The 12,582-nt window shown below is 60.4% G+C and carries 13 protein-coding genes; 3 read left to right on the plus strand and 10 right to left on the minus strand.

Features of this window, described 5'->3' with window-relative positions; all coding sequences use genetic code 11:
• Positions 1 to 14: 14 nt before the first annotated feature.
• From CKW26_RS06145 to CKW26_RS06155, 3 genes are read right to left on the minus strand one after another with little or no spacing between them, the layout of a single operon-like run.
• A complete protein-coding gene (locus tag CKW26_RS06145) occupies positions 15 to 884 on the minus strand; it encodes a rhomboid family intramembrane serine protease (protein WP_095047900.1) in 870 nt (289 codons plus the stop codon).
• A complete protein-coding gene (locus tag CKW26_RS06150; RefSeq protein ID WP_007919225.1) occupies positions 881 to 1,852 on the minus strand; it encodes a metallophosphoesterase in 972 nt (323 codons plus the stop codon). The genes CKW26_RS06145 and CKW26_RS06150 overlap by 4 nt, the downstream gene beginning before the upstream one ends.
• Positions 1,852 to 2,742 (minus strand): NAD(+) kinase, encoded by an 891-nt coding sequence (locus CKW26_RS06155; protein WP_003224174.1) that lies wholly within the window; start codon positions 2,740 to 2,742, stop codon positions 1,852 to 1,854. The genes CKW26_RS06150 and CKW26_RS06155 overlap by 1 nt, the downstream gene beginning before the upstream one ends.
• 115 nt (positions 2,743 to 2,857) lie before the next feature.
• Between CKW26_RS06155 and CKW26_RS06160 the strand changes: the two genes are divergently transcribed.
• Positions 2,858 to 3,808 carry a DUF1853 family protein gene (locus tag CKW26_RS06160; protein ID WP_095047901.1) on the plus strand — a complete coding sequence of 317 codons (951 nt, stop codon included), beginning with the start codon at positions 2,858 to 2,860 and terminating at the stop codon, positions 3,806 to 3,808.
• Between the two features lie 130 nt (positions 3,809 to 3,938).
• Here CKW26_RS06160 and CKW26_RS06165 read toward each other — a convergent pair whose 3' ends face one another.
• Together CKW26_RS06165 and CKW26_RS06170 are read right to left on the minus strand one after the other, a co-directional pair.
• Positions 3,939 to 5,222, minus strand: a complete 1,284-nt coding sequence (locus CKW26_RS06165; RefSeq protein ID WP_095047902.1) for an arsenic transporter — start codon at positions 5,220 to 5,222, stop codon at positions 3,939 to 3,941.
• Positions 5,223 to 5,375: 153 nt separating this feature from the next.
• The gene (locus tag CKW26_RS06170) at positions 5,376 to 5,933 is read right to left on the minus strand and encodes an NADPH-dependent FMN reductase (protein ID WP_038366013.1); all 558 of its coding nucleotides are present in this window, start codon (positions 5,931 to 5,933) and stop codon (positions 5,376 to 5,378) included.
• A gap of 185 nt (positions 5,934 to 6,118) precedes the next feature.
• On the opposite strand from CKW26_RS06170, the gene CKW26_RS06175 reads away from it, so the two are divergent.
• Both CKW26_RS06175 and CKW26_RS06180 read left to right on the plus strand, forming a co-directional pair.
• Positions 6,119 to 6,349, plus strand: a complete 231-nt coding sequence (locus tag CKW26_RS06175) for a hypothetical protein (RefSeq protein WP_093430724.1) — start codon at positions 6,119 to 6,121, stop codon at positions 6,347 to 6,349.
• A gap of 85 nt (positions 6,350 to 6,434) precedes the next feature.
• Positions 6,435 to 7,328 carry a LysR family transcriptional regulator gene (locus CKW26_RS06180; RefSeq protein WP_095047903.1) on the plus strand — a complete coding sequence of 298 codons (894 nt, stop codon included), beginning with the start codon at positions 6,435 to 6,437 and terminating at the stop codon, positions 7,326 to 7,328.
• On the opposite strand, the gene CKW26_RS06185 is transcribed toward CKW26_RS06180, so the two are convergent.
• The 5 genes from CKW26_RS06185 to CKW26_RS06205 form a co-directional block, all read right to left on the minus strand.
• A complete protein-coding gene (locus tag CKW26_RS06185; RefSeq protein ID WP_095047904.1) occupies positions 7,294 to 7,908 on the minus strand; it encodes a GNAT family N-acetyltransferase in 615 nt (204 codons plus the stop codon). The genes CKW26_RS06180 and CKW26_RS06185 overlap by 35 nt on opposite strands.
• 14 nt (positions 7,909 to 7,922) lie before the next feature.
• Entirely contained in the window at positions 7,923 to 10,178 is a 2,256-nt protein-coding gene (locus tag CKW26_RS06190) for an Orn/Lys/Arg decarboxylase N-terminal domain-containing protein (protein ID WP_095047905.1), read from the minus strand.
• A 133-nt stretch (positions 10,179 to 10,311) separates the two neighbouring features.
• On the minus strand, positions 10,312 to 11,070 hold the full coding sequence (gene dnaQ, locus CKW26_RS06195) for a DNA polymerase III subunit epsilon (protein WP_093430720.1): 759 nt from the start codon (positions 11,068 to 11,070) through the stop codon (positions 10,312 to 10,314).
• Between the two features lie 190 nt (positions 11,071 to 11,260).
• Positions 11,261 to 11,731, minus strand: coding sequence for a ribonuclease HI (rnhA, locus tag CKW26_RS06200; protein WP_093430719.1), 471 nt, complete (start codon positions 11,729 to 11,731; stop codon positions 11,261 to 11,263).
• Positions 11,732 to 11,822: 91 nt separating this feature from the next.
• Positions 11,823 to 12,581 (minus strand): class I SAM-dependent methyltransferase, encoded by a 759-nt coding sequence (locus CKW26_RS06205; RefSeq protein ID WP_093430718.1) that lies wholly within the window; start codon positions 12,579 to 12,581, stop codon positions 11,823 to 11,825.
• Position 12,582: the final 1 nt, after the last annotated feature.

The raw sequence follows: 12,582 nt of genomic DNA on the forward strand, positions 1-12,582 counted from the left end.
TATCTACTGAAATTTTAGGCGGCCAGTTTACGGCGGTTATACAAACCGCCCAACAAACCGGTGAAGCATCCGATGAGTAACCCGCCGACGTGGGCGGCGTTGGCGATTTCGCCGAAACCGATCATCGAGATCAGCCCGGACATGCACACCAGCAACCACACCAGCATCATCACCAGCACGCCACGCGGCAGGCGATAGGCTGGGTTCGGCGCCAGCAGTTGGAAGATCCAGCAATGCCCAAGCAAGCCGTAAAGCACGCCGGACAGACCGCCGAACAACGTCGCGCCGCTCCAGACAAACTGCGCGTAGTTGGAAACCAGGCTGAACAGCAGCGTCAGGCCGATCAGGTTGATACTGCCCTGGCGCGACTCGATACGCCGCCCCAGCTCCCAGTACCACATGCCGTTCATGGCCAGATGGAGGATGCCGAAGTGGATCAGCATCGGCGTGACCAGACGCCACCACTGCCCTGCCGCCAGGCTGTCGGCCAATGGCGTGAAATGGATGTACTCGCCCACAACTTGAAAATCGAGAAAGGTCAACCAGCGCAGCGTTTGCAGGTTTTCGCCGAGGTACGTCAGCCCGCCAACGATCAGGCACAACAACAGGATGAACCCGGTGGCCTTGGCGTATTTCAGTTGCTCGGCGAAGCTCGGCCGCTTGAAGGTTGGCGCGACGGGAATGTCCATTTGCTGGTCGGGATCACCCGCCGGAAAGCGTTCGTACAAGGAGCGCACGTCTTCGCTGATTTCCGCCGGTGCCCACAGCACTTGTTCGCCGGCCTCTTCGCTGACCCGATGCGGGACCTGCATGCGTTGCAGCAGTTTGACGAAACCACTCAAGTCCACCGCCAACGGCAGACGCAATACCGCTACCGCACTCATTGCAGCACCTCCGGCCGCTCGACATCGACCCAGACAAATTTATGCGGATCCAGACGTGTTTCCTGATCCAGACGATAGGCGACCAGTTTGCCGTAAAGCACCGCGCTGTAATCCAGGCACGCGAGGTTCGGGCGGATCGGTGCTGGTTTGCCACTGCGCCAGTAATGGCCGACGAACAGCAGTGGCTCGTCGACGCCGTAGCGCAGCAGGTTGTTTTTTTCGCTGGACGTCAGCGGCTTCTGCGCCACCGGATCTGGCAGTGCATCAGGCTGGAAAACGATATCGCCGTAAGTCTTCGGATCGTCTTCCCAGAACTTGGTGCGGAAGAAAGACCGCACCAGACCATCGCCGCTGGTCATGGTCAGACCATCGGGCAGGCGCATGTCGGTGCCGCGCAACAGACGGTCGAACACGGTGCAGGCGAAGCTGTCCGGCACGGCCGAGGCCTGGAGGAAGTGTTCATCGATGCAGCCATTGGGGAACAGCGCGCGCAACGGCTCGATCAGGCCGGCATCCCAACAGGCATGCACGACGCGGAAGCGGCCGGCGTCGACAAACAGCGGCAACTCATAGAACCAGCGTTGGAAATCGTGCCAGTCACCGGGATGGTCTTCGAACTGGGTCAGGGTTTCGTGCAGCAGGCGCGCATGGCGCGGCGTGTGTTCGCGGACGAACTGCTTGCCGCTGCCCGGTAGCGCCGGGGTGCTCCAGCCCAGAGCATTGAATTCGTGGTTGCCCATGATGCACAAGGCCTGACCTGCCTCGACCATGTCGTGGACGATGTGCAGCGCCTCGCGGATGCGCGGGCCACGGTCGATGATGTCGCCGACGAACACGGCCATGCGCGATGGATGCCGCCAGACCCCGCCCTGCTTGTGATAACCGAGACGGTCCAGCAAGTGTTCAAGGGTCAGGGCGCATCCGTGCACGTCACCAATCAGGTCATAACTGCGCGCGGGATCGAGCATCAGTCGCCTCCACCACCCAACTTGCTGCCCCAGCCGAGCTTGGTGCGGCAGACTTCGTAGTAGTTGTGGTCGAGCGGATGAATCAGCCGCAGCTTCTGTGCTTTCTTGCTGACGGTGATGGTGTCGCCCGGCGCGCAAGTGAAGTGGTTCTGCCCATCGCAGGAGACTTGCGGGTAAATCTGCATGTTTTTCGACACGACGATTTTCAGCTCACTGTTGCCATCGACCACAATTGGCCTGCTCGACAACATATGGGGGTACATCGGCACAATCACAATGGCATCGAGCTTGGGATGCATGATCGGCCCGCCGGCAGACAGCGCATACGCGGTGGAACCGGTCGGCGTCGCGACGATCAGGCCGTCGGCCTTCTGGCTGCAGACGAACTGCCCGTCGATGTAAAGCTCGAACTCGATCATCCGGGTCGATTTGCCGGGGTGCAGCACCACGTCGTTGAGCGCATCGCCCTGACCAATGGCCTCGGCGTGGCGGCGCACTTCGGCTTGCAGCAGGAAGCGGTTTTCCACCAGATAGTGGCCGTCGAGCACCTTGGCGACTTCGACTTCCAGCTCGTCCGGGCGAATGTCGGTGAGGAAACCGAGGCTGCCACGGTTGATCCCCAGCACCGGAATATTGTGTTTGGCCAGCGCTCGTGCGGCGCCGAGCAGGCTGCCGTCACCGCCGACGACGATGACCATGTCGCAGACTTCGCCGAGCATTTTGCGCGACGAGGTTTGCAAACCGTGGCCCGGCAGGACTTCGGCGATGGTGTCTTCGAGGATCACATGCAGGTGACGATCGAGCAGAAACCGTTTCAGTCGGCGGACGGTATCCAGCACCTGGGAACTGCCCAGGCGACCGATGATGCCGATATTACGAAATTGCTCCATGGGACCTCTGCGGACAATCGAAAACGCGAAAAGCACGATTATGGGCGAAAGCGCCGGTTAGACAAAATCCTTTCAGCCTCAAGGCTGCGCTCATGTTTCAGGCTATGCTCGCAAGATGATCCTGTTTCCCGATTTGCTTCAGTTGCCCCACCAATTACGCCACCCGGAAGTGCGGGATCTGGCGTGGGTGATCCTCGCCCCGCCGATGCTCGCCACCACGCCATGGCCGCAGCGTCATCCGCTGGCGGGCAGCGATTGGGTGCATGACCCGCAGCGACTGGAGCACTGGTTGCGCCAGCTCGACCGCGACAGTTATGGCTTGTTGCATTGGCTGTCGCAGGCGCGCACGCGGCGTCTGGGCCTGTATTACGAACGGCTGTGGCAGTTTGCCGTGGAGCATGCGCCGGGCATTGAGCTGATCGCCGCCAACCTGCCGATCCGCCGCGAGGGCCACACCCTCGGCGAGCTGGACATGCTGTTGCGTGACCGCGACGGCGTGCATCACCTGGAACTGGCGATCAAGCTTTATCTGGGCCCGCAAAATGGCGACGGTCGTGATCCCGCGCAGTGGCTAGGCCCGGGTTGTCATGATCGGCTGGATCGCAAACTGGCGCATCTGGCCGAGCATCAATTGCCGATCTCGGCGCGCCCGGAAAGTCGCGAAGTGCTGGCGGCGCTGGATATCGAGGTGTTCAGCGCGCAGCTGTGGCTCGGTGGTTACTTGTTGTATCCGTGGCCCGGGCCGGCTGAATCACCGAGCGGTGCGCACCCGCAGCATTTGCGCGGCAGTTGGTTGCATCAGAAGGATTGGCTGGCATTCGTCGCTCAACGTCCGGCGGGACGCTGGCAACCCCTGCCCCGCCACGCCTGGCTGGCACCGGCGCATTATCCGGCGGATCAGACGTGGACTATGGAGCATTTACGAATGTGGCTGGAGGATCTTGAGCCGCTGGCCCCGGCGCAGTTGATGGTGCGCCTGATCGAGAATGCGCGAGGGGAATGGGAAGAGGCTGAGCGGTTGTTTCTGGTCTCGGACCTTTGGCCGAATGTCCCCGGCCAGGCCTGAAAATTTCAGTGCCTGACCCGGCCTCTTCGCGAGCAGGCTCGCTCCCACATTTGGACCGCATTTCAAATGTAGGGAGAGGCGATACATTCCCCTGTGGGAGCGAGCCTGCTCGCGAATGGGCCGACTCGGTCTAAAGGGATAAACGCAGGGCCAAAGCCGCCAACGTCACCAACAACACCGGCACCGTCAACACAATCCCGACCCGGAAGTAATAGCCCCAGCCAATGTGAATGCCCTTGCGCTCCAGCACATGCAGCCACAACAACGTGGCCAGGCTGCCAATCGGCGTGATCTTCGGCCCTAGGTCACTGCCAATCACGTTGGCATAGATCATCGCTTCCTTGACCACTCCGCTGGCCTGACTGGCATCAATCGACAACAAACCAATCAATACCGTCGGCAAATTGTTCATGATCGATGACAGCAACGCGGTCAGCACACCCGTGCCCATTGCCGCGCCCCAAACGCCATGACCGGCAAAGACATCCAGCCAACCGGCCAGATACACGGTCAGCCCGGCATTGCGCAGGCCATACACCACCAGATACATGCCCAACGAGAAAATCACGATCTGCCACGGTGCCTCTTTCATCACCTTGCGCGTGGAAATCTTGTGGCCACGGGCGGCGATGCCCAGCAACAGCGCGGCACACACGGCAGATATCGCACTGATCGGAATGCCCAGCGGCTCCAGCGCAAAGCAGCCGATCAGCAGAATCACCAACACCGCCCAACCGGCGTAAAACGTGGCTTTATCGTGGATCGCGGTTTCCGGATGCTCGAGTTGCTCAGGGTCATACGTCGATGGAATGTCGCGACGGAAAAACCACAACAGCATGCCCAGCGTCGCCGCCACGCTGACGAAGTTGACCGGCACCATCACCGCTGCGTAGCGGTTGAAGCCGATGTGGAAGAAGTCTGCCGAAACAATGTTGACCAGGTTCGATACCACCAGCGGCAGGCTCGCCGTGTCGGCAATAAAACCCGCGCCCATGACGAACGCCAACGTCGCCGCCGGGGAAAACCGTAGGGCCAGCAACATCGAAATCACGATCGGCGTGAGGATCAGCGCTGCACCGTCATTGGCAAACAACGCCGACACCAATGCGCCGAGCAGCACCATAAAAGCAAACAGCTTGCGCCCACTGCCCCGCCCCCAACGCGCCACGTGCAATGCCGCCCAGTTGAAGAACCCGGCTTCGTCGAGCAGCAGGCTGATGATTATCAGCGCGACAAAGGTGCCGGTGGCGTTCCAGATGATCTGCCACACCAGCGGAATGTCGCTGAGGTGAACGACGCCGAAGATCAGCGCCAGCACCGCGCCAAGCGTCGCACTCCAGCCGACGCCAAGGCCTTTGGGTTGCCAGATGACAAGGGTAATGGTCAGCAGGAAAATCAGTGACGCAGCGAGCATCCGCAACAGCCTTAAATTGAAATGGGGTTATGAAGCCAACACAAAACCTGTAGGAGTGAGCCTGCTCGCGATAGCGGACTGTCAGTTACCAATTGGTCGACTGACACACCGCTATCGCGAGCAGGCTCACTCCTACATTGTTCCGTGTACAGGTTACTTTTTGTGTTGTTCTACGAATTGTCCGTAGGCATTGATAAAGCTTTGCAGAAAAGGTTTCACCGACTCGCTCAACTTGCCCGCCTCGTCAAACGCCGAACCCGCGCCGCCCAGATACGCTTCCGGTTGCTGCATGCACGGCACGTTGAGAAACACGAACGACTGGCGCAGATGCTGATTCGCGCCGAAACCACCGATCGCACCCGGCGATACGCTGATCACCGCCCCCGGTTTGCCACTCCAGACAGCCTTGCCATAAGGCCGCGAGCCGACGTCGATGGCATTCTTCAATGGCGCCGGCACCGAACGGTTGTACTCGGGCGTGACAAACAGCACCGCGTCGGAAGAACCCACTTTTTGCCTGAAAGTGCTGTAGGCTGCCGGCGGTGAGTCGCCGTCGATGTCTTCGTTATACAGTGGCAGATCGCCAATTTCGACAATCTCAAGCTTGAGGTTAGCCGGGGCCAGCTCCGCCAGTGCCAGGGCGACTTTGCGATTGATCGAAGCTTTGCGCAGGCTACCGACCACTACAGCGACGTTGTAGACATTGCTCATGGAAGAACTCTCGATGGTCCGTGGGAGGAGCCCGTAGTTATAGATGATCCGGTGACGATTCCACCAGCACACAATGGGAAATTCCCGCGCGCTGATTATTTTTTTCCTGTAGGAAAACTTACAGGCCTTGATAGCGGTCTACCAAGCCGCAAATCAAGCGTTTTATCTCCAGAGGTTCTAAGCAGATGGCAGCAGTACTGGTCGGTCAGTTCCATGCAAGAGATGCGGAAGGCCGCGTTTATTCCGTGCATGAGTTCCAGGAATCCAACCCGTCGGCAGACGGTTCCACTGGCTCGGAGCCGATTTACAAACTGGCCATTGGCGATCGCGTCAACAAGGTCAACGACAACGAGTTTCTCCTGGTTCAGTCAGGCATCACCCTGACCCGTGAGCCTGAGACCACCGTCGCTTCATAACTGGCCGTTATGAGCAGAAGTCATATGCGCAGAGTTGGGGTAGGATTCAGCCACTGACCCCACCTGCTGAACATGGACTTCACGCATGCGTTTACGTCATATCGAAGTGATTCAGGCGCTCTTGCAGACCGGTCACCTGGGCACCGCCGCCGAATGGTTGCAGTTGCCGGTGGCCGAGGTCGAAGAGCGTTTGCGCGAAGCCGAGAGTCAGTTGGGGTTCATGCTGTTCGCCAGCGTACGCGGGCGCCTGCAATCGACGCCCGAAGCGCGGGCATTGCAGGTCGAAATCGCCCACGTTTATGAAGCGCTGGAGCCAGTGCAGCGTCTGGCCAGCAGCCTCAAACAATACCTCGCCCCACCCTTGCGCATCATCGGCACCCCGCCGCTGGCGCAACAATTACTGCCACAAAGCCTTGCCGCCCTGCGCCGACGCCTGCCCGATGCACCGTGCAGCCTGCTCAGCGCGCCAACCCGCGATATCGTCCGCAGCCTTTTGCTGCGCGAAAGCGATCTCGGCTTGAGCCTGCACGATCCCGAACACCCCGACATTGATTGCCGGCCATTGGCCCAGGGCAAGCTGCAACTGCTCGCCCCCCATGGCTGGCTGCAACCAAAACAGAAATACATTTCCCTGCAAGATCTCGCTGGCCAGGCCATGGTCGGCCTCGAAGGCCAGGACCCGCTGAGCCCGGCGCTGGAAAACAAACTCCAGGCGTTGCGTCCGGCACCGAGCATCCAGACCCGCGTACAAACCCATCAGATGATGCGCAGCATGGTCGAGGCCGGCGAAGGCCTGGCCATCGTCGATCCGTTCACCGCACTGGGTGCGCGCGCCGCCGGACTCGACGTGTGCCCGCTGTCGCCGGCCGTGCCGATCAGCCTCTATGCCCTAACGTTCAAGCACATCGCGCCGGCATCGGCGATTCAGACGCTACTGGCGATCATCACGGAACAAGCCGAGGCGATGCTGGCGAGCTGACAGGGTTTTCCAGCGGGTTATCGAACAATCGATACCAGAACAGCGCCACTTCGGCGGTGTTCGGATCGATGCCGCGATAGCGCAACTGGTCGATGCCACCCATTACATAGCCGCAACGCTCATACAGCCGACAAGCGCCGAGGTTGTTGTTCTGGGTTTCGAGCATGATCCCCGGCAGTTTTTTCTTGCGACTCCAGAACTGCGCGACATCGAGCAACGCCTTGGCCACGCCATGGCGCCGCGCCGGCGCATGCACCGCCAGCTCATCGATATGGGCGAAGCCGTTCCAGTTGGTACTGATCACCAGATGGCCGACCGGCTGATCATCCAGATACGCCATGAAAATCGCGCTGTCCGGCGCGTTATGAAAGGCGCTGAACTCTTCCGGATCGATGCCGTAGCACTTGCGGTACGGCACGATCGGCGTCACCCGCCATTGCTCGACAGGCTGGCCGATCACGGCAGCGCCATAGGCGGCGACCTCAAAACTGAAGTCGCTGCCCCAGATATACGGCGCAAAGCCTTCATCGGCGACGCGCACCGACAGCCCTGGGTATTTCGGATTCATGACCGGTTGCATACTGGGAAAAGTCCTCATTCCTTGACGCAATCGACGGTGTATTGCCGCCCATTGCCTTCATCTTCGTGCTGCAATCCATGCACATCCGCGACAAAACCGGGGAAGCTGCTATCGAACGTGCGAGCAAATTTCAAGTAATCGATGATCGAGCGTGTCGACTCGGTAAAGCGTTCGCCGGGCATGATCAGCGGAATCCCCGGCGGATACGGCACCAGCATCACCGCGGCGATGCGTCCTTCCAGATCATCGATCGGCACCGCCTCGACTTCGCCGCGCACCAGATGATCGTAAGCGTGCGCCGGCTTCATGGCAATTTCCGGCAACACGGTGTACATGCGTTTGAGGTGTTTGGCCGTGGCATTGCTGCGATAACAGGCGTGCAGTTGATCACACAAATCCCGCAGGCCCATGCCGCGATAACGCACGGTGTCTTGCTGGGCAACACACGGCAGGCAGGTGTCGAGGCGCACATTGGCGTCGTAGCTGCGTTTGAATTCCAGCAACTCGGTGAGCAGCGTGCTCCATTTGCCTTTGGTAATGCCCATGGAGAACAGCACCAGAAATGAATACAGACCGGTCTTCTCCACCACCAGCCCCCGCTCCCAGAGGAATTTACTGACCACCGCCGCCGGGATGCCCTTCTCGCTCAGCGCGCCGCCGGCGTTCAACCCCGGCATGACCAGCGTGACTTTGATCGGGTCGAGCAACACGTAATCGTCGCTGACCTCCCCAAAACCATGCCACTCGGCATCCGGCTGCAATAACCAGTCTTCAGTCTGCACGCGGTCGATGCCCTCGACACCCGGCGGCTGCCAGATCGAAAACCACCAGTCATCGGCGGCGATGTGCTGCCGCAGATTGGCCAGCGCGCGACGGAAGCTCAGCGCTTCGTCAAAGGTTTCCTGCAACAGCGAACGCCCGGCCGGGCCTTCCATCATTGCCGAGGCAACGTCGAGCGAGGCGATGATGCTGTACTGCGGTGAAGTCGAGATGTGCATCATGAACGCTTCATTGAAACGGTCACGGTCCAGTTGCCGCGCACCGCCGTCCTGCACATGAATCATCGAGGCCTGACTGAAGGCAGCGAGCAGCTTGTGCGTGGAATGCGTGGTGAATACCAGCGGGCTGTCTTCGCTGCGCGAGGTGGCCATGCCGTAGCGCCCGGCGAAGAATTCGTGAAACGCCGCATAGGCGTACCAGGCCTCGTCGAAATGCAGCACCTCGACGCTGTTGCCGAGACTTTGCTTGATCAGCTCGGCGTTGTAACAGAGGCCGTCGTAAGTCGAATTGGTGACCACGGCGAGTTTGACTTTCGGCGCACGGCCCTTGGTCAGCGGGCTGGCGTCAATCTTGGCCTGAATCGACTCGCGGCTGAATTCGCTCAGCGGGATCGGGCCGATGATCCCCAGCTCATTACGCTCAGGGCACAGGTACAGCGGGATCGCCCCGGTCATGATGATCGCGTGCAAAACAGACTTGTGGCAGTTGCGATCGACCAGCACCAGATCGTCGCGCGCGACCATCGAATGCCAGACAATCTTGTTGGCGGTCGAGGTGCCATTGATCACGAAAAAGGTGTGATCGGCGCCGAAATTGCGCGCGGCGCGCGCTTCGGCTTCGGCGAGCGGTCCGGTGTGATCGAGCAGCGAACCGAGCTCCGGCACCGACACCGACAAATCCGAACGCAGCGTGTTTTCACCGAAAAACTGGTGAAACGCCTGCCCGACCGGACTCTTGTGATACGCCACACCTCCGCCATGGCCGGGGGTATGCCAGGAATAATTGGAGTCGGCGGTGTGCTGCACCAGCGCCTTGAAAAACGGCGGCAACAAGCCATCGAGGTACTTGCGCGCCGCGCGGGCCACTTGCCGGGCGAGGAACGGTACGGTGTCTTCGAACAGATAGAGAATGCCGCGCAGTTGATTGAGCTCGGCCATGGCATCGGCCGGCGCATTTTCCAGGGTGACTTGCTCGCCCAGGGCAAAGATCGGCAGATCCGGTGCGCGTACCCGCGCCAGACCGATCAGCTCGGCCATGTTCTGCAACAGATGCGAGTGGGTGCTGGCGTCCTCGGCGGCAATCAGCATGCACGCCAGACCATGATGGGTCGACGCGACCAACCGCCCTTCGGCGTAGTCGGTGGCCGACACGATACTGAAACCTTCCTGCTCCAACTCTTGGGCGATGCCACGGATACGGTCACCGGCGACCGTGTCGGCCTTGATGTCGCGATGAACGATCAACACCGGAAACTTCAAATCTTTGTACATGAGGCTCAGTGTCCTGAGGCGGCCGAATTGAATCGGCCAATGCACTCAAGGGTAGAGGGTTGCAGCGAATGTGGCGAGGGTGGCCAGTTGGCTTCATGCCGCCAAAAGCAAAGATCGTCCGATCCGTTGATCTTCAAGCCTGGGCGTCAGCTTCCGCGATCTGCGTCCACATCGCCGGGCCACCCGCAGACTTGGCAATAATTTCCAGCCGCACCAGATGCGCCGCCAGTTCTTCTTCCGTCGCACGAATGATCCGCGCAGGCTGACGATCAGCCGGCAAGCGCCGAATTTCGGTCGCCGAGTTGTCCGCGCCCTCGCCCGTGCCATTGCCGTCGGAAGCGTTGCCGGCCAGCGACAGGCTGGTCTGGCCACCGGTCATGGTCAGGTAGACGTCGGCGAGAATCTCCGAGTCGAGCAAGGCGCCGTGCAGTTCACGGCCGGAGTTGTCGACGCCATAACGTTTGCACAACGCATCGAGGCTGTTGCGCTGCCCCGGGTGACGTTCCCGAGCCATCATCAGGGTGTCGAGGATTGAGCAGTGCTGGGTGATGTCAGCGCGATCGTGCTGGCCCATCAGGGCGAATTCGTTGTTGATGAAGCCAACGTCGAACGCCGCGTTGTGGATGATCAGCTGCGCGCCTTTGATGAACTCGAAGAACTCATCGGCCACTTCGGCAAAGCGCGGCTTGCCGACGAGGAATTCGTTGGTGATGCCGTGGACGCCGATGGCGCCTTCATCACTCTCGCGATCCGGCTGCAGGTAAACGTGAAAATGCCGGCCCGTCAGGCGCCGCCCGATCAGTTCGACACAGCCGATTTCAATGATCCGGTGACCATCGGTCACCGGCATGCCGGTGGTTTCGGTATCGAGTACAACGGATCTGGTGGCCATCAGTGTTCAGCTCTCAACGGGTCGATCTTGCAAAAAACGCGGATGTTAACACGCTCGGCGGGGTGTTTCAGTCAGACCGTGGCGCGCCCTTCGCGAGCAGGCTCGCTCCCACATTGAATGTGTTGTGAGCACGATCCAGTGTGGGAGCGGGCCTGCTCGCGAATGGCCACACCACGGTTCAGAAGCGAAATCAGCTCTGCTTGTAACCGCGAACCTCATCCACCCCACGGTTAGCCAGCTGGTCAGCCCGCTCGTTACCGTGATGGCCAATGTGCCCACGCACCCACTTCCAGGTAACCTTGTGGCGGTTGACCTGCTCGTCCAGCTCTTTCCACAGATCAGCGTTTTTCACCGGCTCCTTCGCTGCGGTTTTCCAGCCGCGCTTCTTCCAGTTGGCCATCCACTCGTTGATGCCCTTCATCACGTACTGCGAGTCGGTCACCAGCAATACTTCACACGGCCGCTTCAAGGCTTCGAGGCCACGGATCGCGCCGAGCAGTTCCATGCGGTTATTGGTGGTGTTGGTTTCGCCACCCCACAGTTCCTTTTCGACGCCCTTGCACACCAGCAAGGCGCCCCAGCCGCCGGGGCCGGGGTTGCCTTTGCAGGCACCGTCGGTGAACAGTTCTACGGTGTCGACGCTTTCAACGCTTTCGCTCATGCCACTCTATCCAGAAAAATGCCTGTCTTGCCGATCACGGATCGACAATGACCTAGGCCGGAACAAGTCCGGCCACTTATAAAAAGAAGGTTTACGGTTCGATGCGGCGGCGGTTGACCTTGGCCATTGGTAGCGGAATCAGCTTGCCCATCGGCTCGCGACGTTCCTGACGCAGCGGCCGCAGCCCGACCACGATCTTGCGCGCGACCAGTAAATAAAAGCCGCCGCCCGACAACTGCCAGTCACCGGCCTTGCGTTCCCAGCCGGCCAGACGGGCCTGCCACTTGGGTGACGCGAGCGGCGGACGATAGCACCCGAAGCGGCGTTTCTCCAGCGCGAAGCCCAGCAGATTGAGCCAGTCGGCGACCCGCGACGGCGAGATGCAGCGCGCCTGGCGCAAGGCGTCGTGGGCGAACACATGGCGCAGCCCCCAGGTGCTCCAGGGGTTGATGCCGATGATCAGCAAATGCCCACCGGGACGCACGCTGCTCGCTGCTTCACGCAGCAAACCGTGGGGCGACAGGCAGAAATCCAGACCGTGCTGCATCACCACCACATCGGCGGCATGCTCGCTCAGCGGCCAGGCCTGCTCTTCGCAGACGATCTCGACCCCGGGCAACGGTGCACCGAGGCGCACATTGCGCTGCACTTGCGGTGCCGACGGCGGGGTTTCGGCCGATGGCCCGTAGTGCACCAGATAACCGCCAAAGAAACGGCCCAACTCGTCTTCGAGCATGCGCCGCTCTTCATCGAGCAGAAATTGCCCGAGCGGGCCGGACAGCCATTCACGGGCTGCACCGATCAGGGCCAGCCAGTCAGGATCAGCCTGTGCGAACGCTTTATCACTCATC

The organism is Pseudomonas sp. Irchel s3h9 (assembly GCF_900187475.1).
Taxonomy (GTDB): Bacteria; Pseudomonadota; Gammaproteobacteria; order Pseudomonadales; family Pseudomonadaceae; genus Aquipseudomonas; species Aquipseudomonas neuropathica.

Excerpts from the sequence above, each read along its gene's own strand:
- CKW26_RS06170 (WP_038366013.1), bottom strand. The coding sequence starts at position 5,933 with ATGAGCAATGTCTACAACGTCGCTGTAGTGGTCGGTAGCCTGCGCAAA.
- CKW26_RS06180 (WP_095047903.1), top strand. The coding sequence starts at position 6,435 with ATGCGTTTACGTCATATCGAAGTGATTCAGGCGCTCTTGCAGACCGGT.
- CKW26_RS06160 (WP_095047901.1), top strand. The coding sequence starts at position 2,858 with ATGATCCTGTTTCCCGATTTGCTTCAGTTGCCCCACCAATTACGCCAC.
- CKW26_RS06150 (WP_007919225.1), bottom strand. The coding sequence starts at position 1,852 with ATGCTCGATCCCGCGCGCAGTTATGACCTGATTGGTGACGTGCACGGA.
- rnhA (WP_093430719.1), bottom strand. The coding sequence starts at position 11,731 with ATGAGCGAAAGCGTTGAAAGCGTCGACACCGTAGAACTGTTCACCGAC.
- CKW26_RS06185 (WP_095047904.1), bottom strand. The coding sequence starts at position 7,908 with ATGCAACCGGTCATGAATCCGAAATACCCAGGGCTGTCGGTGCGCGTC.
- CKW26_RS06145 (WP_095047900.1), bottom strand. The coding sequence starts at position 884 with ATGAGTGCGGTAGCGGTATTGCGTCTGCCGTTGGCGGTGGACTTGAGT.
- CKW26_RS06175 (WP_093430724.1), top strand. The coding sequence starts at position 6,119 with ATGGCAGCAGTACTGGTCGGTCAGTTCCATGCAAGAGATGCGGAAGGC.
- CKW26_RS06165 (WP_095047902.1), bottom strand. The coding sequence starts at position 5,222 with ATGCTCGCTGCGTCACTGATTTTCCTGCTGACCATTACCCTTGTCATC.
- CKW26_RS06155 (WP_003224174.1), bottom strand. The coding sequence starts at position 2,742 with ATGGAGCAATTTCGTAATATCGGCATCATCGGTCGCCTGGGCAGTTCC.
- CKW26_RS06205 (WP_093430718.1), bottom strand. The coding sequence starts at position 12,581 with ATGAGTGATAAAGCGTTCGCACAGGCTGATCCTGACTGGCTGGCCCTG.
- dnaQ (WP_093430720.1), bottom strand. The coding sequence starts at position 11,070 with ATGGCCACCAGATCCGTTGTACTCGATACCGAAACCACCGGCATGCCG.
- CKW26_RS06190 (WP_095047905.1), bottom strand. The coding sequence starts at position 10,178 with ATGTACAAAGATTTGAAGTTTCCGGTGTTGATCGTTCATCGCGACATC.